General features: G+C 51.4%; 20 protein-coding genes and 1 pseudogene. 7 read left to right on the top strand and 14 right to left on the bottom strand.

The features are described 5' to 3' along the window. Positions 1 to 37 precede the first annotated feature (37 nt). The 6 genes and pseudogenes from ACWHYD_RS12525 (at position 38) to ACWHYD_RS12500 (ending at position 5,133) form a co-directional block, all read left to right on the top strand. Entirely contained in the window at positions 38 to 448 is a 411-nt protein-coding gene (locus ACWHYD_RS12525; RefSeq protein ID WP_447962372.1) for a cupin domain-containing protein, read from the top strand. Between the two features lie 136 nt (positions 449 to 584). Next, complete coding sequence (locus ACWHYD_RS12520; protein ID WP_447962371.1) at positions 585 to 1,388, top strand: SDR family oxidoreductase; 804 nt, start codon at positions 585 to 587, stop codon at positions 1,386 to 1,388. A gap of 508 nt (positions 1,389 to 1,896) precedes the next feature. Further along, positions 1,897 to 2,724 carry an RNA polymerase sigma factor gene (locus ACWHYD_RS12515; RefSeq protein WP_447962370.1) on the top strand — a complete coding sequence of 276 codons (828 nt, stop codon included), beginning with the start codon at positions 1,897 to 1,899 and terminating at the stop codon, positions 2,722 to 2,724. A 152-nt stretch (positions 2,725 to 2,876) separates the two neighbouring features. Then, positions 2,877 to 4,088 (top strand): glycosyltransferase, encoded by a 1,212-nt coding sequence (locus ACWHYD_RS12510; protein WP_447962369.1) that lies wholly within the window; start codon positions 2,877 to 2,879, stop codon positions 4,086 to 4,088. A 156-nt stretch (positions 4,089 to 4,244) separates the two neighbouring features. Then, positions 4,245 to 4,370, top strand: a pseudogene (locus ACWHYD_RS12505) (IS3 family transposase); the annotation flags it as partial. 13 nt (positions 4,371 to 4,383) lie between these two features. Continuing rightward, complete coding sequence (locus ACWHYD_RS12500; RefSeq protein WP_447962368.1) at positions 4,384 to 5,133, top strand: SDR family oxidoreductase; 750 nt, start codon at positions 4,384 to 4,386, stop codon at positions 5,131 to 5,133. A 203-nt stretch (positions 5,134 to 5,336) separates the two neighbouring features. Here ACWHYD_RS12500 and ACWHYD_RS12495 read toward each other — a convergent pair whose 3' ends face one another. From ACWHYD_RS12495 to ACWHYD_RS12480, 4 genes are all read right to left on the bottom strand, one after another. Further along, positions 5,337 to 5,720: a CBS domain-containing protein gene (locus ACWHYD_RS12495; RefSeq protein ID WP_447962367.1), complete on the bottom strand. Its 384-nt coding sequence runs from the start codon at positions 5,718 to 5,720 to the stop codon at positions 5,337 to 5,339. Between the two features lie 38 nt (positions 5,721 to 5,758). Further along, positions 5,759 to 5,914, bottom strand: coding sequence for a hypothetical protein (locus tag ACWHYD_RS12490; protein WP_447962366.1), 156 nt, complete (start codon positions 5,912 to 5,914; stop codon positions 5,759 to 5,761). A 285-nt stretch (positions 5,915 to 6,199) separates the two neighbouring features. Then, complete coding sequence (locus ACWHYD_RS12485; RefSeq protein WP_447962365.1) at positions 6,200 to 6,727, bottom strand: phosphate-starvation-inducible PsiE family protein; 528 nt, start codon at positions 6,725 to 6,727, stop codon at positions 6,200 to 6,202. Between the two features lie 4 nt (positions 6,728 to 6,731). Further along, complete coding sequence (locus tag ACWHYD_RS12480) at positions 6,732 to 7,115, bottom strand: CBS domain-containing protein (RefSeq protein WP_447962364.1); 384 nt, start codon at positions 7,113 to 7,115, stop codon at positions 6,732 to 6,734. Positions 7,116 to 7,300: 185 nt separating this feature from the next. On the opposite strand from ACWHYD_RS12480, the gene ACWHYD_RS12475 reads away from it, so the two are divergent. Continuing rightward, positions 7,301 to 8,035 carry a hypothetical protein gene (locus tag ACWHYD_RS12475; RefSeq protein ID WP_447962363.1) on the top strand — a complete coding sequence of 245 codons (735 nt, stop codon included), beginning with the start codon at positions 7,301 to 7,303 and terminating at the stop codon, positions 8,033 to 8,035. Positions 8,036 to 8,133: 98 nt separating this feature from the next. On the opposite strand, the gene phoU is transcribed toward ACWHYD_RS12475, so the two are convergent. From phoU to ACWHYD_RS12425, 10 genes are all read right to left on the bottom strand, one after another. Continuing rightward, positions 8,134 to 8,823, bottom strand: coding sequence for a phosphate signaling complex protein PhoU (gene phoU, locus ACWHYD_RS12470; protein WP_447962362.1), 690 nt, complete (start codon positions 8,821 to 8,823; stop codon positions 8,134 to 8,136). Positions 8,824 to 8,855: 32 nt separating this feature from the next. Continuing rightward, on the bottom strand, positions 8,856 to 9,647 hold the full coding sequence (pstB, locus tag ACWHYD_RS12465; RefSeq protein ID WP_447965867.1) for a phosphate ABC transporter ATP-binding protein PstB: 792 nt from the start codon (positions 9,645 to 9,647) through the stop codon (positions 8,856 to 8,858). A gap of 104 nt (positions 9,648 to 9,751) precedes the next feature. Continuing rightward, the gene (gene pstA, locus ACWHYD_RS12460) at positions 9,752 to 10,690 is read right to left on the bottom strand and encodes a phosphate ABC transporter permease PstA (protein ID WP_447962361.1); all 939 of its coding nucleotides are present in this window, start codon (positions 10,688 to 10,690) and stop codon (positions 9,752 to 9,754) included. Beyond that, positions 10,690 to 11,643, bottom strand: coding sequence for a phosphate ABC transporter permease subunit PstC (gene pstC / locus ACWHYD_RS12455; RefSeq protein ID WP_447962360.1), 954 nt, complete (start codon positions 11,641 to 11,643; stop codon positions 10,690 to 10,692). The genes pstA (ACWHYD_RS12460) and pstC (ACWHYD_RS12455) overlap by 1 nt, the downstream gene beginning before the upstream one ends. A gap of 86 nt (positions 11,644 to 11,729) precedes the next feature. Further along, positions 11,730 to 12,728, bottom strand: coding sequence for a PstS family phosphate ABC transporter substrate-binding protein (locus tag ACWHYD_RS12450; protein WP_447962359.1), 999 nt, complete (start codon positions 12,726 to 12,728; stop codon positions 11,730 to 11,732). Between the two features lie 327 nt (positions 12,729 to 13,055). Continuing rightward, on the bottom strand, positions 13,056 to 14,429 hold the full coding sequence (locus ACWHYD_RS12445; protein WP_447962358.1) for a porin: 1,374 nt from the start codon (positions 14,427 to 14,429) through the stop codon (positions 13,056 to 13,058). Between the two features lie 156 nt (positions 14,430 to 14,585). Beyond that, positions 14,586 to 15,455 (bottom strand): phosphate ABC transporter ATP-binding protein, encoded by an 870-nt coding sequence (locus ACWHYD_RS12440; protein WP_447962357.1) that lies wholly within the window; start codon positions 15,453 to 15,455, stop codon positions 14,586 to 14,588. Then, positions 15,425 to 16,279, bottom strand: a complete 855-nt coding sequence (pstA, locus tag ACWHYD_RS12435; protein WP_447962356.1) for a phosphate ABC transporter permease PstA — start codon at positions 16,277 to 16,279, stop codon at positions 15,425 to 15,427. The genes ACWHYD_RS12440 and pstA (ACWHYD_RS12435) overlap by 31 nt, the downstream gene beginning before the upstream one ends. Then, positions 16,263 to 17,150: a phosphate ABC transporter permease subunit PstC gene (gene pstC, locus ACWHYD_RS12430; RefSeq protein WP_447962355.1), complete on the bottom strand. Its 888-nt coding sequence runs from the start codon at positions 17,148 to 17,150 to the stop codon at positions 16,263 to 16,265. Before pstC (ACWHYD_RS12430) ends, pstA (ACWHYD_RS12435) begins: the two co-directional genes overlap by 17 nt. Continuing rightward, a complete protein-coding gene (locus ACWHYD_RS12425) occupies positions 17,107 to 17,817 on the bottom strand; it encodes a phosphate ABC transporter substrate-binding protein (RefSeq protein WP_447962354.1) in 711 nt (236 codons plus the stop codon). The genes pstC (ACWHYD_RS12430) and ACWHYD_RS12425 overlap by 44 nt, the downstream gene beginning before the upstream one ends. Between the last annotated feature and the right edge of the window lie 107 nt (positions 17,818 to 17,924).

Below are 17,924 nucleotides of genomic sequence, written 5' to 3'. Positions count from 1 at the left end.
TCCGCATTAGCGGCGATCACACAATAGGAGGTTCATCATGACGAATGGAAAGTCAATTACGAAGAACAGGAAACTCGTGTTGGTGTTGCTAGGTCTTATGACCGGCACATCGATGGCTCAGGCGGCTGAAGTCACGCCGCTCATGGCGAAAGATCTGCCGGAAATTCCCGGCAGGGAAGTGTTGATGATCACAGTGCAAAAGGCTCCCGGCGGGTCTGACCCGATCCACCGACACAACGCACATGGATTTATCTACGTGCTGGAAGGCTCCATTGTGATGCAAGTGGAGGGTGGGAAAGAAGTGACGCTGACACCAGGACAGACCTGGTACGAAAGTCCCAGCGATGTTCACGTCGTGAGTCGGAACGCAAGCAGCATCAAGCCGGCAAAATTCCTGGTGTTCTTGATCAAGGACAAGGGCGCCCCAGTACTCGTGCCAGTCAAGTGACTGTCGGAACGATCCAGAGAGCAATCAAATGAGAAGGACGGTTCAACACAACATTGAGTAGGTTTCAGACATCACTCGTCCGGACTACGGGCGATCACACAACAGGAGGTTCATCATGTCAAACGGAAGGTCAAGAATGAAAATCGTGGTAATTGGCGGCAGTGGGCTTATCGGGTCAAAGCTCGTCACGAAACTCGGTGAACACGGGTACCAGGCTGTGGCGGCGTCACCCAATTCCGGCGTCAACACCCTCACCAGCGAGGGACTGGCCGAAGTCCTGGAAGGCGCTTCGGTTGTCGTCGATGTCTCGAATTCGCCATCCTTCGAGGAGAAAGCGGTGATGGAGTTTTTCACCACGTCAACCCGCAACCTTCTCACCTATGAAGCTGCCGCAGGGGTAAACCATCACGTGGCGTTGTCGGTCGTGGGAACCAAACGGCTGTCCGAGAGCGCCTACTTTCGCGCGAAGATCGCTCAGGAAACCCTCATCAAGGCATCCCCCATCCCCTACACGATCATCCAGGCCACACAGTTCTTCGAATTTCTCAAGAGCATCGCCGACATTTCCTTCGACGGCGCCCAGGTGCGGTTGCCGCCTGTACTTTTTCAGCCCATGGCTGCCGACGATGTCGCGAGTGCCGTGGGTAGGATCTCGGTAGGTCCACCAGTCAACGGCATCGTGGAAATTGGGGGCCCGGAACAGTTTCGCCTGGATGAACTGGTACGGCGGCGCTTGGCCACACTCGAAGATCCCCGCGAGGTTATTGGTGATCCACACGCGCTGTACTCTGGGGCGCAGGTGAGCCAGAAAACACTCGTGCCGGAAAATGGCGCACAGCTTGGCGAGACTCATTTCGAGGCCTGGCTCATTCAGTCCGCAGCACAGATTCCAAGTGCGAATTCCCAACGCCCAGATGTCGCAGTGGTGGCCACCCGTTAGGGGGGAATCAAGGGGCCGGTTTCGTTGAACCGGCCTCAACGACTGGATGCCAAACATGAATAATGTTTCATGGAGGTCCCGGTGATGTTCACGCCGTAGGGCGGAACACAAGCTAAACAAAACCGGAAAAATTCTTCTTACTGTTGGTGGAGGATAAAAACGCTCCGGTTCGAATGCCGGTCCAATGATTACGGAATGACCCAAGTAGAGACCAAATTCGAAGTGCCGTGTAGTTCAATTCAACTCTGAGAATGTCTTTGAGGTGCCTCCTCCGGATGACGGGGGATGAACGGGAGGAAAGGTCGATTGTATTACCTTCAGGACAGGAACATTCAATGTGATGGGTGGCGGGACAATGGTTTTAGAAACATGCTTGACGCATGGCGCTGCTGAACAAGAGAAATTGGCAGTCATGACTTTAAACAGAAAAAAGATCCCTTACACATGTAACAACTGAAGCAAGCATGACGAGTGGCGTAATCCACGACTCGTCAAGAGGAGAAAAATCATGAATACTCTTGAAATGTCGTATTTCGAACCTGTAGGTGTCAACTCGTGTGGGACACAAGCCTGGGGATTAATCCCGGACCTCCGAGAGATGACCGAAGACATAGGTCCGGAGAAAAAAATAGCTGTGACCTGCGAAGAATTTGAACTGATTAAGTCCCTCCGCAAGGGAGATGAACCAGCATTTGCCACCTTGGTTGAACGCTATCATGGTGGGCTACTTCGGTTCGCCCAAGCCCTTGTGTCAAATCAAGCCGTGGCGAAAGAGGTGGTTCAGGAGACCTGGATGGCCGTCCTGGAAGGTATTCATCGTTTTGAGGGACGATCATCTCTGAAAACGTGGATTTTTCGAATTCTTCAAAATATTGCAAAGACAAAAGGGAAACGGGAACACCGGTATGTGTCATTTTGCGATGTCGATGGTTCAACAGACAAAGAAAAAAACAGCGCGTTGGCATCAGAACGGTTTTACACTTCTGGCGACTTAACCGGTCGCCGGGCATTTCCATCAATCATATGGGATGAGAACACGCCCGAACGGTTACTCGTATCAAAACAAAGTCTGGTCCAGATTAACCAGGCGCTTCAGGCCCTTCCCCCTAACCAGCGGCAGGTCATCATTCTTCGTGATATCGAAGGCGTTAATGCGGAAGAAATTTGTCAAATTCTGAATATAACCTTAACCAACCAACGAGTGCTCTTGCATCGAGCCCGGGCGAAGATTCGATTGGCTTTGAATCCTTACCTTCAAGGACATTCGCCCAAGAGCCCGGCTCCCTCTGTTTGGGTGTCTTTGGTACCGAATGAAAAACCGGGAATCTCGTTATAATAAATAATTTCAAAAATAATAATGCTCCCTATAACGAATTTTCTCTTGGACAGGCTAATGGACAAATACTTTAATGAAATAAACAAATTTCCGGTTCGTGAGTTCACTCACAGAATTCATGGTTTTATGAAGTTTATGCATGTGGAGGCTCTATGAGTTTTTGGCTCCTACCTTTATTTTTTATGGAATCCGCTCTCTTTTTGCTCACAGCCCTCTCCTTGGCTATCTGGGTCTACCTCTGGTTTGGGCATGGCCGCTTCTGGTATGCGGATCAGCGACTCGGTAGGGATCAGCCGATTTCTCACCAAATTACGTCATGGCCCACTGTCGTCATAGTTGTTCCCGCTCGGAATGAAGCGGATGTCATTGAACGAACGCTGCGTTCTCTTTTAGAGCAGGACTACCCAGGTGAATTCCACGTGGTGATGGTGGATGATCAAAGTGATGATGGTACCGGCGACCTTGCACGACAGCTTGCTACGCAACATCCAGGGGGAACGCACCTCACTGTGAAGGACGCCGAAGATCGCCCCGCTGGCTGGCTGGGGAAAGTGTGGGCCCTTCACACCGGATTACGGTATGCCGAGAAGGAGTGGCCTGATGCCACCTATCGATATTTGACGGATGCTGACATTGAGCACAGCCGGGGAAACCTGCGCGAGCTGGTTTCCAAAGCCGAATGCGAAGGGCTGGATCTTGTGTCCCTCATGGTCCGATTGCACTGTCAACATGCCTGGGAGAAGCTCCTGATTCCAGCATTTGTGTATTTCTTTCAAAAGCTCTATCCCTTTCCCCTCATCAATGATCATAATTCACCTGTCGGAGGCGCAGCTGGAGGGTGCATTCTTGTGAGGAATCATGCCCTGAAACAGGTAGGAGGGATAGCAACCATTCGCGCCGAAGTTATTGATGATTGCGCGTTGGGGGCAGCAATCAAGAGGGTAGGAAAGATCTGGGTAGGTCTAACGGATTCGGAGCACAGCATTCGTCCCTATGCAGGGCTTGCTGATATCTGGGGAATGGTGAAACGCACCGCCTATACCCAACTGAGATATTCCCCTTTTATGCTTGTGGGTACCGTCGTGGGCCTGGTTCTTGTCTATCTTCTCCCACCGCTTGTGGCTTTGTCCTGGCCCCTTCACGGAAGTGTCCTGGCGGGAGGATTGGCGGTCTTCGCTTGGCTCATCATGATGTATACATTTCAACCCACTTTGCGTCTATACGCACTGGTTCCAACCTATGGCATGGTGTTGCCCGTGGCCGCCTCGCTCTATCTGGGCATGACGATAGATTCGGCTTGGCGACATTGGTTGAAGGTCGGGGGACAATGGAAAGGACGGACGGGAATTGGTTGCACTAATTGAGCCTTGGCCGCCGTTCAGTCCCGTAGTGATCAGCTCACTCAGGACGGCAGTGCCCCTGCTCCTGTTAGAGGTGGCCCCAAGAATCTGAACAACCGGATACGTGGAGACGCGCCCCGAAAGTTGGCATGATGAGACCAACTTTGACAAGAGCGTTCCATGAGCAGGCGACCTTGTCGAAAACACTCCCCATCCTTCTAATCGAAAGTGGCCCTGGTTACGATCAAAGACGAACAGACGGTGGCAGAACTGACACAGCGGTTTGATGTTCACCCCAATCAAATAAAGGAGCCGTAAGATGAAACGATTTGAAAACAAGACCGTGCTCGTCACGGGTGGCAATAGTGGCATCGGCCTGGCAACCGCGCTGGCATTTGAGAAAGAAGGTGCCCGCGTCGTATTCACGGGGCGCGATCAGTCTACCTTGGATAAAGCGACAGCCCGGTTTGGCGAAAATGTCATCGCATTGCGGAGCGATGCAGGCAGCATCACAGACGGGATCAAGCTGGCAACGTTCCTCCAGCAGCAAGAGGTGATGCTCGACGCCGTATTTATCAATGCGGGGATCGCCAAGCTCGCCCCGTTCGAAGCAACTGAAGAAGAAATGTGGGATGCGACCTTCAATACCAATGTGAAAGGTCCGTATTTCCTCATCAAGGCTCTGTTGCCACTTCTGAACCCGGAAGCGGCTATCGTGCTCAACGGTTCGATCAACGCTCACATCGGCATGCCCAATACGAGCGTATATGCCGCCAGCAAGGCCGCATTAATCTCGTTGGCGAAGACACTATCCTCCGAGCTCTTGAGTCGGGGCGTCCGTGTCAATGTGGTAAGCCCTGGTCCCGTCACGACACCGATCTATGGCCGATTCGGTCTCCCTGCGGAGCAGCTTTCCGAGGTCGCGGCAAGCATCCAGGCTCAGATTCCGCTCAAGCGTTTCGGTACGCCCGACGAGATTGCGAGTGCTGTCCTGTACCTTGCTTCGGCCGCTTCGGCGTTCATCGTTGGCACCGAACTGGTGGCCGATGGTGGTATGAGCCAACTCTGATGTTCCCGAATGTTTCTTCAAAACCCACGGGAACATGCAGAAAGGAAAATGGGAACAATGAGAATTCTGAGAGAACGAAAACACATCAAGGAGTGCGGCCAAATAAAAGGACGGCAAATTCGCCTACGAACTTTTATCCAAGGATACCGGGGAAAGACGAATTCCCTACTAGGGCTGACTAGTTATACATCGGTGAAAAAATATTAGAATTCATCGATGGCCACAGGGTGCAGGAGGTCGCGAACCGACACGATCCCGACAATGTCATCCCGGTGGGTGACGGCCAGGTGACGAGTGCCGGATCGGTCCATCAAGTCCGCCGCTTCGAAAATCGGTGCGTCTTGATCAATGGTGATCACGGGGGAAGTCATAATGGTTTCGACCTCAGTTTGTTCGGGCGACCGGCGGGTCGAGACCACTTTGCGGACAATATCGGCTTCCGTGACGATTCCCACAATATGACCCTGTTGCTTGACGAACACGCAACCGATGCGGCGAATCCGCATCAAGGTGGCTGCTAGAGACACGAGGTCTCCGCAATTCACTGTCGCCAGATCCTGTTTCATGAGTTCTTCCACTCGAATCATAGGTGTACTCCTTTCGTTTTTGAATATATAGATCAGGTTTAAGCCACAAGCGAGAATTTTCCTTTCGGGCCGTTTCCATGCAAAATCGGATAGCAGTGGCGTGGGGGTCTGGAGAGATAGAGAAGAGTGCGAATGCCGTAAAAGAGTGGCTGAAGGAGTAATAGTACTCCCACTGTAATGACCATGAATTTCATTGTGTGTCTCCTGCCGAATGGGTTGTGTAATCGTTGCTCGATGCTCTCAGTATCATGACATGGTGGTGTTACCATGGAGTTTCCGAATCGTTAGCAGTCCGTAACATTTCATGAGGTCTTGGTGAACCGCTGCTATTGAACACCATGAATTCATGAGGGGGAACCCGATACATTTCGCATTTCTTTAAAAAATACTTCAAGGGTGTGGCAGGTTGAAAAGTGATGTCAGTCAAATTTTCAATCCGCCGGGAAGGGGCTGGGAATTGCTCTCCAGCGCGCTTGAGGTTAGTGAGATTTTGGAGTGTGAGGCCATTCCTGGGCACTTTCCCCTCGCGTTGGAGACCATTGGACGGCCACGACCCGGATAAGGGCCAACACCACCAAAATTCCACCGAGGATCATCCATTGCTCGAGATGAGCTTCCGAAAACCATTTCGAGATAATTTCAGTAAGCATGACCACGAGAATCGTATCCACGATGAACGTGACCTTCACCCGCCCTTCCGAAAAATATGTCACCGTCGTTTTAAAGACCTCCACGATGGCCAGAATGATCAAGGTATCCACGATCAGCTGACGAAAGACTTGTTCGAGGGGTTCCGTTAATAGGGCTTCTAAATTCAGGAAAATTCTTAGGACGCCCCCTGCGAGCCCGACGAGGATGGTGATAATTAATAAACTCAGGACGGCTTTAATGCCTTTCATCCAGAAATGGGTCAGATCGGCTTCCAACGCTTTGGCCAGCCAAGCGGATGACTGTTGAAAGGAGCTATTGAACATGGAGGAATCGTTCGACCGCATCGTTGCTTTCATGGGTTTATAATTCATCCTTTGCAACAGGAGCTAATAAATCACGAACGGAAAGCATCCCAAACACATGGGACTCATTGCCTACTACCAAATGTCTCGTGTGAGCCGCCCTCATAATTCCGGCAGCCTCAAAGATTGACTCTGATTCGTCAATGGAGACAATGGGGCTGCTCATGATATCTCCGACTTGGATATACTCGGAAGGGAAGTGAAAGGCCACGACCTTTCTCACGATATCGCTTTCCGTCACAATTCCCACCAATTCTTCCCCACGTGTCACCAACAGGCTTCCAATCTTGCGAATTCGCATCAGGTTGGCGGCGACTGATACCGCTTGGGTGAACTCAACACAGGCCAGTTCTCTGGTCATTAACTGTTCAACTCGTACCATATTTCTCTCCTTTGTTAATATGAAGGTTCATGATGGAATGTACTGGATTGGTATTAAACCTACGTCGCAAGTATATGACGTACGTGTAACATTTTTTCTCCTCCACTCCTTTTGTGGTGGACGTCTAGGGTAGAATGACTCGGAAAAGCAGGGGTATGATCATGGTTGATGGGAGGAATATCTGTATGAAACGATCTGCAGGGTTGATGGGGTTTATAGTCGTGGGATGGATTTTTCTGGGAGGATGTCAGGGGCCACAATTTCAAACATTGAAAATTTCAGATAGTCCCAATCGTGTGGTGGCCCTACAGGCTATGCCGGATGCCTTTGGCGGAAAAGGCTATGATCACCCGGTGGTGTTCACGAAAGAAGAAATGATGCAAATCATGCAAGGAATCCGTGCAGAAAAAAGCGGTCTTTACAGCGCTTCATCCTCCGGTAGTTCTCAGGCACATCCGGTTTTTAGCCCATCAGAGATTGATTTTTTTGCACCCTTGATTGTCAAAGGGTTGAGTCAAGCCACTCCGGAAGAGATGGTCACCTTCTTTGAAACTGCCGAAATTGAAACGGATGATCTTGAAAAGAATTTTCAAATCACCACCTCGGGTGGGTTCTATGTCGCTGGTGGAAAACTGTATGTTGTCGTGAGTAACTTTTCCGTGAAAACCCCGCTCTGGCAGGATGCGCAGAGATCGAGTTATGACGTAGATTCTGTTCGCACCAATGCTCTTGAGCAATTAAAACCTCAGCCCGGTCTGCTCGTGTTTGAGCCACGAGAGTTCATGTCGGAGTCGTCCGGTGGGGAAGACATCGGGAGTTTCTTGAAAGGAAAACCCTGGCATGTGGCCATTGGATATCGTGAGTTTCTAGGCCATTCACTCTCTCCTGAAACACCGATGAACAACCGGAAAGCCGATTAAGATCTTCCTTCCAACCTGACGTCCCTCTGCGATGACGGAAGCCTTCTCAATGATTCTGAGGTCTGGAGGGGATTTGAATGTGGTGTGCGTCTCATTCTTCATAACAGTTCGCTGATTTTGGGACGGGGGCCTTGCAAAGGAAGACCGGTGACCATTAAATATATTTCTTCAGCAATGTCGGTCACATGATCGCCGGCGCGTTCCAGCCCCTTGGCGATAAATAATAATTGGGTCCCGTCCCCGATGTTCCTGGATTCCTGGCTCATCCTGCGGAGCAGATGCTGAAACAGATTGGCATAGACCGTGTCCAATTCGGCGTCATCCGTCCAAGCAACATTGGCTAACGGGGCATTATGGTGAATATAGGACTCCGTGACCTGGGACAACATGGATTGGATGCGTTTCCCCATCCATAGAAATTGTTCAGCAAATTCGGCAGAAATGGGCTGTGACAAATGCCGGCTGCGTTTGGCGGTATTTTTTGCGTAATCACCGATCCGTTCCAAATGGATCGCGATGCGGGATGCCGCCAGAATAGCTCGCAGATCGTCCGCCATCGCCTGTTGGCGGGCCAGAGTGCGGGTCGTATGGGTATTGATTTTTTCTTGCAGGGCATCGGCAATACGGTCGTTGGCAATAACCTGCTCCGCCAAGTCGGCATCGTTCTCCACCAAGGCGGTCAGTGCGCGGTGCAGTTGCTCCGACACGTGGTTGGAAAGAGCCACAATCTCCTGCCGCAGAGTGTTCAGATCTTCGTCAAAGATGCGTAGAGTATGTTGATTATTCATGATGATCCTTTCAAAACATGTGTCCCGCCGGTTTATCCAAATCGGCCGGTGATGTAATCCCGCGTCAGCGATTCTTGTGGTGTGGTAAACAGTTCGCCTGTAGGAGCGAATTCGATCAGTTTGCCCAAATGCATGTAGGCGGTAAAGTCCGAAATTCGTGCCGCCTGCTGCATGTTGTGGGTGACAATGATCACCGTGAACCGATGGCGAATTTCTGTAATCAGATCTTCAACTTTGGCCGTGGCAATGGGGTCCAATGCCGAGGTGGGTTCATCCAGTAAGAGGATTTCAGGTTGTGGGGCCAGGGCCCGGGCTATACACAATCGTTGTTGTTGGCCGCCCGAGAGGCCATAGGCCGATTGCGAGAGGCGATCTTTGACTTCCTCCCACAAGGCCGCATCTCGCAAGGCCTGTTCCACCCGGTCGCCCAAGAGTTTTTTGTTCTGGACACCCTGAATCCGGAGACCGGCTGCCACATTTTCAAAAATGGATTTGGGAAACGGATTGGGTTTTTGGAACACCATCCCGATTCGAAGTCTGACCATGAAGGGATCAAGGTCGATGAGATTGTGATTTTCAGGGAAAAGACAAATCTCTCCGCTGTACCGATTGCCCGCATAGAGATCATGCATACGATTAAACGATCGGAGAAGGGTGCTTTTCCCACACCCGGATGGACCGATCAATGCGGTGACTTTCCGATTGGCAATCGATAAGGAGATTTCCTTCAAGGCTTGGTTTTCACCATACCAAAAGCTGAGTTTCCGAACTTCCGCCGCCAGCGATTCTCGTTGTGTACTGGTGGGCGAAGCCTTGGGCGACATGAGCGTGACCTTTTGAGCATGAGAATTCTTCTGTGTCATATGCGTGGTTCCTTGGTTAGGCTAAGAGGTCATCTCACAATATTCTGGTGGGTCATCACAGATGGCTAACGAACTTGGCGGCGTAAATGATAGCGCAACCAAATGGCTACTCCATTCATCGCCAATGTCATCAACATCAGAATGACACCGGCCGCTGCGGCATTAATATGAAACTCTGCCTGAGGTCGTGAGACCCAATTGAACATCTGAATAGGCATAATGGTAAATGGACTTTCGAGCCATTCAAAGTTGATAAAAGGAGGGCTGGCCTGAAGTGGCGAGGGGGGTAAAAAAGCGATAAAGGTCAAGGCCCCGATGGTGATGACCGGTGCGGCTTCTCCAATCGCCCGGGCCAAACCAACAATCATTCCGGTCAAAATTCCAGACCGCGCAGCGGGCAGCACATACAGGCGAACGGTTTGCCACTTGTCAGCACCCAGCCCATATGCGGCTTCCCGCAAATCAAGGGGAATACCACGAATGGCTTCACGGGTGGATACAATAATTACCGGCAAAATCAGTAATGCGAGTACCAGGCCAGCCGTGAGGATCGTCTCTCCGAGCCCGAACCCATGGATGAACAGACCAAGCGCTAACAACCCGTAGATAATGGAAGGCACCCCGGCTAGATTGCTGACGTTGATTTCAATGAAATCCGTAATCCAGTTGCGCGCAGCATATTCCTCCAGATAGACCCCCGCTCCAACACCCAGCGGTATCGCAATGCAGGCAGTGACGAGCATGACCAGGATTGTGCCGACCCAGGCAGAAACAATTCCTGCTTGAATAGGATGGCGTGAGGGAAAATTAAGGTAGAATTCCGGGTTCATGAGTCTGGGCCATCCGCCCACGATCAGGTCAATGACCACAGCTGCCAATAAGCTCATGGCGACGATCAGTACCGAAATGCCGATGCCGGCCATGACTAGATCTGTTCGGCGGTTAGCATCAACAATGCCAGCCAAGTTGTGATTAGTGGCTTGGGACATCTCGGCATTCACCATTAGTACACCTCCTTGAAGCGTCGCCGAAGAATAAACCCAAATAAATTGAAGGCCAGCGTGATGACAAACAACACAATCCCAGCGGCAAACACGGATTGGTAGGCAATAGAGTCATGAGGCAAATCCCCCATGGCCATTTGCACAATGTAGGCCGTGATCGTTGCAGCCCCTTCGGTGGGGTTGAAAGAAAAGTTGGGATTTTGCCCCGCCGCGATGGCAACGACCATGGTTTCCCCCACAGCTCGTGACATGCCCAGAATGAATGCGGCGGTGATACCGGAAAAGGCGGCAGGGACCACGACCCGCATGGCGACCCGGAAGCGAGAGTAGCCCAAGGCATATCCGGCTTCGCGCAGGCCTGATGGAACTGCCCGCATGGCATCCTCGCTGACCGAGGCGGTGTAGGGAAGGATCATGATTCCCATGACGATGCCGGGACCGAGCATGTTAAACCCTTCCAAGCCGGGGATGAAGGTTTGCAAAAGCGGCGTAAAAAAGAGAAGGGTGAAATAACCGTAGACTACTGTCGGTACCCCCTCAAGCAATTCGAGACACGGTTTGACCGTCTCGCGAACCTCCCTTCGAGCATATTCGCTGAGGTAAATAGCCAGGGCCAATCCCGCCGGAATAGAAACGGCCAGCGCGATCCCTGCCACGGTGATTGTGGCCGAAACCAATGTCATCACCCCGAAGTGAGCATTCTCAAAAACGGGAGTCCACTGGGTGTCTGTCAGAAAGTCCAGGAGAGATATCTGGGCAAAGAACCCCATGGATTCCGTGACCAGGACATACACGATCCCCAACGTGACAAACACTGAGCTTGCGGCTGCAATCAAAAGACACCCGCCGGCGAAAGAGCCCCATAAGGCGCGGCGGCGGAGGAAGGCATCGCTGGCGCGTAAGGGAGATCCTGCATGGTCAGAGGGGTTCAAAGAAGACGGTAATGTTGGCATGAGATGTGAGCTCCCAGAAAAAAATCCCTTTCCCAGGGGTAGCTGGCCACCCCTGGTGAGGACCGATCCGATTATTCAGGTTTCCCTTACTGAGGAACCCTGGCCAGTAGTTCTTCGATTCCCACGCCCACTTCCGCACCATGGAAAACCGTACCAGTAAGACGTTTCGTGAATTTATCCAAAGCCATACTGTAAGCCTTTGAGGGCAACGGCACGTATCCGACTTCCTGAACGAGCGTTTGAGCATGGTCGTTGTTCAAATAGAACTCGATGAATCGTTTAACATGGGGTTTTTTGTCCACGGCATCTTTATTCACGTAAATAAAAATGGGTCGCGATAGGGGTTGGTATGTGGCATTTTTTGCATTATCCACCGAGGGTCCCACGGGTTTCCCGCCTTTCCAGGAAATCGACACGGCTTTTAATTTCGCCTTGTTTTCCTCGTAATACGCCAAACCGAAAAAGCCCATGGCATTGAGGTCATTCGTGACCCCTTGAACCAGGACATTATCGTCTTCGCTAGCGGTAAAATCTCCGCGAGAGCTTTTTCCCTCTACAATGGCTTCTACAAAATAATCGTACGTTCCTGAATCAGTTCCGGCACCGAACAACTTCAAGGGACGGTCGGGGAAGCTGCTGCGAATTTGATTCCAATTGTTCACCGTGTTCTGGGCCTCAGGTTCCCAGGCGGTTTTCAACTCCTCCACGGTCAAATGGTCCACCCAGTCGTTTTTAGGATTCACGACGACCGTCAAAGCGTCCAAGGCGATTGGTAACTCGATATAGCCGATGTTGTGTTCTTTGCACGATTTAATTTCTGACTCCTTTATCGGACGGGAAGCGTCGGCGATATCCGTTTCACCTCGACAGAATTTTTTAAAGCCGCCGCCTGTGCCGGAAATGCCTACTGTCACCATTGTTTTCCCTCGTTCGGCTTTTTGAAATTCTTCAGCCATCGCCTCGGTAATCGGAAAGACCGTGCTTGAGCCGTCAATTTTGACCAACTCGCGGGCGGACACGGTGGAAATCGAGGCGGTGATGGTCAGAGCGAAGGTCGCCATAACAAGGTGGATTGGGATTTTCATGCGAAACCTCCGTATGATTAAGTGTGAGAATGGTAATTGGAGTAGTATGAAATAATTTCTTGAAAGATGAATCATCCGACTATCTCAGGATAAGATGACACGTCCATGACATTCTCATTACCATCAGGTTAAATGTTACTGGCGGAAGACATGCCATTTATTCGATCTCAACTTTTTCCCATGTACCTTCTAGAAGGCTGATTCAGGGAGATCCCGCCGGGTCTTCCATTCCGTTGGCGTACCCAATGGAAGAACAGGCCTATTCGGATGACAGCCGATAGAGGCCTGTTCGTGGGACCTGAGGAGTACCTTTACGTCCCGATACATTTAGAATGACACATCCCATTGCAAACGGACCCGCTGTTCATGCTGATTTTGCCCTGCGGGTTGGGACAGCGTGAGCCAGGACCCATCGAGAGTAATTTTGTTTTTATGTCCTGCGAAAAACCAGTTGATGGCAGTGGTGTATTCCTGCCGTCGATCATTTGGGGTTGAGACGTTGGGGTCGACAAATGCATAACGAAAGGCGACCTCCAGGGGTTTGGGGACTGCCGGAATGAGACCATGGGGGAAATAACCGATTTGTGAGTAACTTCCCATCATGTTGGTCTTATGGCCCGGCGCACCCTCTGGATAGCTGTTGTCCTTAACCTCTTTCCAATGGTATTCATGTTGAATCGATAGCCCCCGCCATTTGAACGCGAATTCCTCCACCATGCCCTGCACCCGGTATTGTCCGGCTTTCGCGTTGGAGTCCGAGGTGTAGGGTACCCCGGCCGAATTGTCTTCCGGCAATGTTCCGCAACCACTCGAGGACCATCTGGTGCATTTGCCGACAGTGGTATAGGCCCCGAAGGCCACGCTTCCCGTGGGCTGCTCGTGAAACTCCACGTCACTTTGTGACCATTTCAGATCGCGTCCCAGAAAATTCCATTGGTACCGTCCGAAATACATCATGTTGGCGTCGTCGTTGGCTTCTCCCCGGCCGGATCCTGTAAAGACGCCGGCATAATATCGTGAGTCAAAGGCCGTACCAGGGGCCACATGGCCATACAACATGGCTCCAACCTGTCGGTCGATGGTAAAGATTTCATTGACGATTGATCGTTCGACGAACTGCTGTGTGCCGGATGAGTCTCTTCGTTCCCGGTTATAATCGACTTTCCATTGTCCGAGTTGCAGCGACAGAAACTTGAACTTTTCCAGACTGATCCGCCAGTCGATTAATCTGGTCGATCCGGGTGACCCACCGGAATTGGAAGTGGATTGCAGGTCTAACTCGAAATAGTACTTGATCCAGGGTTGATAGCCATGACCACCGATTTTCATTCGAACGCGGCGAAGTTCAAGGGTACTCTCGGGACCCGCATTGAAATCAGCGGCGGATATCGGATCTCCGCTTGTGGGATACGTATAGCGCCCTTGGAACCGCCACTGAATTTGTGTCGCAAATTTTCCATCGATTGTTGAGAATTCAAAGCCTTTCGATCCCCAGCCGACTTTGACTGGAAATTGAGCATCAAGCGCTTTTTGTTGTTCCACCGCTTTTTTCTCTTCTGCCGCCTCAATTCTGATCCAATCTTCTTTGGTGAGCACCTTCTTCTCACGCAAGACATCGATCAGTTCATCACTCGCCCAGGCACTTGTCTGCAACACAATGCCCAGGCAGACGAGTCCCGTTAGTAATGTAAAAACCTTCATGAATACGGCCTCCCTTTGATTGATAAACTATGTGTGGTAAACGAGAAGAATGTGCGTGCATCTTGGGAATGAGACTAGCCCACAGGGATTACGATTCTGTTAACAGAAGGTCAAACCGATGTAAAAACGGGGGATCCGGGGAGAAGAGAGTCGGATCTAACCGCGAATTCCGGAAATATAGGCGGCGGTTAATTCCTCTTTTGGGGATTCAAATATCTGCTGAGCGGAACCATGTTCAATCAATTGTCCGATTCCTTCCAATGACCAGAAAACGGCCACATGATCAGCTAATCGGCGGGCTTGGGCAAGGTTATGTGTGACGATGAGGATGGTGTACGAACCCTGCAAGCTGGCAATGAAATCTTCGATGATTCCGCTTGAGATTGGATCTAAGGCACTGCAGGGCTCATCAAGTAGAAGGACATCCGGTGTCAATACGAGTGCTCTTGCGAGGCAGAGCCTTTGTTGTTGTCCTCCTGAGAGGGCTTGAGCGGGATGGTCGAGCCGGTCTTTGACTTCATGCCAGAGACCAACTTGCTGCAGGACGTTTTCAATGGCCGATTGCAATAGTGTGCGGTCATGCGTTCCGTGTTCACGGAGAGGGAGTTCCAGATTTTTTCGAATGGAAAAAGGAAAAACGGTGGGTTTTTGGAAAATCATTCCCACGGTACGGCGCAATTGAAGGAGATCAGTTGTGGGGGCGAGGACATCCAATTCATTCATGTGCAGGTGCCCCGAGACCTGGCATCCGGGAATCAAATCCGTCAGGCGATTCAGGCTCATGAGAAAGCTCGTTTTTCCACAACCTGACGGCCCCACTAACGCGGTAATACACCCCCGATTTATTTCCAGAGTGACATTCCGAAGTACCTGAAGATCGTGATAGGCGATCGAAAGGTTGTTCGCGCGAAAATGGGCGTCAGGCTCACAGCAGGGTTCGGTGGATTGATAGGGGAGCCATGCTCTGAACCCGGCCCGTTTGTCGGGATCAGGAATTATGTGGGAAGTTGGTTGGATAAGGTCCATCGTGAGGCAATCCAGGAAGCAGAAAGGTTAATTATGAACAAGAGGCTCACCAGGACAAGAGCCGTGGCATAGGCATGGGGGTTCCCCCCGGCCACATTCATGGACAGATCATAAATGTGCACCGCGAGCGATCGTCCTGAATCCATTAAAGACTCCGGCATTCGGTCCACGTACCCACTGGTAAAAATTAAGGCCGCAGTTTCGGCTATTGCCCGTCCCAGCCCAAGGATGCCGCCGACCAACAGTCCGGGGATGGCCGCCGGGAGGAGAATCGTTTGAATAGTGGTTGACTTTGAAAGGCCAAGGGCCGCTGCGGATAATCGCTGTTCACGCGAAATAACCCGAAAACTTTCTTCCACCGTGCGAATCAGGATAGGTAACACCATGCAGGCCAATGTGAGACCTCCCGACAGAATGGAAAATCCGAATCCCAGGACTTGGCAAAACAGGGCATTGCCAAACAGGCCAAAGACAATGGAGGGCACACCTGCGAGGACATCCAGTGACCCACGAATGAGTCGGCCCAGCGCATGATCGTGACGGGTGTATTCCGAAAGAAACAATGCTGTTCCCAAACCCATAGGCACGGCCACTCCCATGCATACTCCCACGAGTAGCAAGGTGGATATGAGGATGGGGCCGATCCCGCCTTCCCGCCCGGCATTCAGGGGAGCAGAGAACACGAAGTTGAATGACAGGTGGCTCCATCCATTCCAGAGTAAATTACCCATTAACCAGATAAACGGAATGGAGACCATGGTGGCCGCCGTCCATATGATCACGGTGAGGCAGTATTCCTGAACGTGGTTACTTTGTCGCGGCATAGGTGTTCCGATAGCGTAAGCCCTCTGCCATGCTGACAAATAGCACAACGAGTCCCATGAGGAAGAGTCCACTCATGAACAATGCCGCCCGATGATCGCCCAACGCATACCCCATTTCCAGGGCAATGTTGGCGGTCAGGGTTCTGATCGGATCAAACAGACGGGAAGGAGTTTGTACGACGTTTCCACAGACCATTAGAACGGCCATGGTTTCTCCGAGGGCACGTGCCAATCCCAATAGGATGCCGGTAAAAATGCCAACCTTGGTTGTGGGAAGAATCACATGCCACATCATCGACCATCGACTGAATCCTAAGGCGGAGGCGCTATGGATATAGGCGAGGGGAACATGAGCAATGCTGGTATGGGCCACTAACATGATGGTGGGCATGATCATAAACGCCAGGATGAGAATGCCGGCAAGCAGGCTTGGGCCGGGAGGATGCCAGTGGCCGATCATCGGAACCAGAACCACGAGACCCCAAAAGCCGAAGACGACCGAAGGAATCCCGGCCAGGAGTTCGACCATGCGGCGGAACCATCGGCTAAGAAGAGGGGGCGCATAAAAATGACAGAAAAGCGCTGAGAGAATTGCGAGCGGGGAGGCAAGAAGAACGGCACCGGTGGACGCGAAGATGGTTCCCCAGACCATAGAAGTCAGGCGATACGAGTTATCGGTAGGATACCAGTCAGGATCGCTGAAAAAACGTGTGAGCCCAATATGATGAAGGGCGGGCCAGGATTCATGAAAGAGAAATGCGATGACCAGAAGCAAGAGTCCTCCTGCCGTCAACGCAAGACATCTCACACTCCCTGAGAGCAGATCATCATTCTTGGAGTGGGGCGAAATATTGTTGGAGGATGAGATCATGGTTTTGAGATGACTGCGCGAAATCAATAAAGGTTTTAATGAGTCCTGCGGGAGGAGAATTTGTGACAAGGGTTAGTGGACGAGAGAGAGGAAACGTGCCTTTCCTGACTGTCTCGATCGTGGCCGGAATGTGTTGCAGCGGTAACAATCGGATGGGTATGCCATGGGTCGCATCATACTGGGCCGTGCCAATGGAGACATATCCGATAGCGTGAGGGTTGCCGGCTACTGTCTTAATGCCTTGTTCGTTATCCCCAATCACGACATGGGCGTGGATATCCCGATTCTTGAGATTGAAATACTGAAGAAACAGTTCGAGTGTCGAGCGCCCTTCGGCTTTATTGACGACCAATGGAGGTGCATCATTTCCGCCGACTGTTTTCCAATTTGTGATTGTTCCGGTGTACATGTCTCTGATCTGAGTATCCGTCAAAAACTTTACGGGATTATCACGGTGGAGGATGACGGTAATGCCGTCATGGGCAATGATGGATCCAAATAGATGAGCTTCCTGAGGTTTCAGAGTCCGGGAGGCCATGCCGATATCGGCCAGGCCGGTCACTGCGTCTGCAATGCCGCGGGAGGAGCCTCCGGTTTGAACGTCCACCCGATTACCCGGATGAAGGGTCTCAAAGCGTTTGCCGATTTCGGATACCAACGGAGCCATGGTGCTGGAGCCGGAGATGATCAGTCTTGTGTCTTCTGCCCGGGCGATCGGATATTCCCACGGCGGGAATGTCCATAAAAAATGGCTAATCAGGATAACTCTTAGTA

The organism is Nitrospira sp. Ecomares 2.1 (assembly GCF_965152585.1).
The sequence above is the reverse complement of the archived record's forward strand: the minus strand, read 5'-3'. Positions and strand labels throughout refer to the sequence as shown.

Coding starts and splice junctions, on each gene's coding strand:
- ACWHYD_RS12525 (WP_447962372.1), top strand. CDS start 38: ATGACGAATGGAAAGTCAATTACGAAGAACAGGAAACTCGTGTTGGTG.
- ACWHYD_RS12520 (WP_447962371.1), top strand. CDS start 585: ATGAAAATCGTGGTAATTGGCGGCAGTGGGCTTATCGGGTCAAAGCTC.
- ACWHYD_RS12515 (WP_447962370.1), top strand. CDS start 1,897: ATGAATACTCTTGAAATGTCGTATTTCGAACCTGTAGGTGTCAACTCG.
- ACWHYD_RS12510 (WP_447962369.1), top strand. CDS start 2,877: ATGAGTTTTTGGCTCCTACCTTTATTTTTTATGGAATCCGCTCTCTTT.
- ACWHYD_RS12500 (WP_447962368.1), top strand. CDS start 4,384: ATGAAACGATTTGAAAACAAGACCGTGCTCGTCACGGGTGGCAATAGT.
- ACWHYD_RS12495 (WP_447962367.1), bottom strand. CDS start 5,720: ATGATTCGAGTGGAAGAACTCATGAAACAGGATCTGGCGACAGTGAAT.
- ACWHYD_RS12490 (WP_447962366.1), bottom strand. CDS start 5,914: ATGAAATTCATGGTCATTACAGTGGGAGTACTATTACTCCTTCAGCCA.
- ACWHYD_RS12485 (WP_447962365.1), bottom strand. CDS start 6,727: ATGAAAGCAACGATGCGGTCGAACGATTCCTCCATGTTCAATAGCTCC.
- ACWHYD_RS12480 (WP_447962364.1), bottom strand. CDS start 7,115: ATGGTACGAGTTGAACAGTTAATGACCAGAGAACTGGCCTGTGTTGAG.
- ACWHYD_RS12475 (WP_447962363.1), top strand. CDS start 7,301: ATGAAACGATCTGCAGGGTTGATGGGGTTTATAGTCGTGGGATGGATT.
- phoU (WP_447962362.1), bottom strand. CDS start 8,823: ATGAATAATCAACATACTCTACGCATCTTTGACGAAGATCTGAACACT.
- pstB (WP_447965867.1), bottom strand. CDS start 9,647: ATGTCGCCCAAGGCTTCGCCCACCAGTACACAACGAGAATCGCTGGCG.
- pstA (WP_447962361.1), bottom strand. CDS start 10,690: ATGGTGAATGCCGAGATGTCCCAAGCCACTAATCACAACTTGGCTGGC.
- pstC (WP_447962360.1), bottom strand. CDS start 11,643: ATGCCAACATTACCGTCTTCTTTGAACCCCTCTGACCATGCAGGATCT.
- ACWHYD_RS12450 (WP_447962359.1), bottom strand. CDS start 12,728: ATGAAAATCCCAATCCACCTTGTTATGGCGACCTTCGCTCTGACCATC.
- ACWHYD_RS12445 (WP_447962358.1), bottom strand. CDS start 14,429: ATGAAGGTTTTTACATTACTAACGGGACTCGTCTGCCTGGGCATTGTG.
- ACWHYD_RS12440 (WP_447962357.1), bottom strand. CDS start 15,455: ATGGACCTTATCCAACCAACTTCCCACATAATTCCTGATCCCGACAAA.
- pstA (WP_447962356.1), bottom strand. CDS start 16,279: ATGCCGCGACAAAGTAACCACGTTCAGGAATACTGCCTCACCGTGATC.
- pstC (WP_447962355.1), bottom strand. CDS start 17,150: ATGATCTCATCCTCCAACAATATTTCGCCCCACTCCAAGAATGATGAT.
- ACWHYD_RS12425 (WP_447962354.1), bottom strand. CDS start 17,817: ATGGCTCCGTTGGTATCCGAAATCGGCAAACGCTTTGAGACCCTTCAT.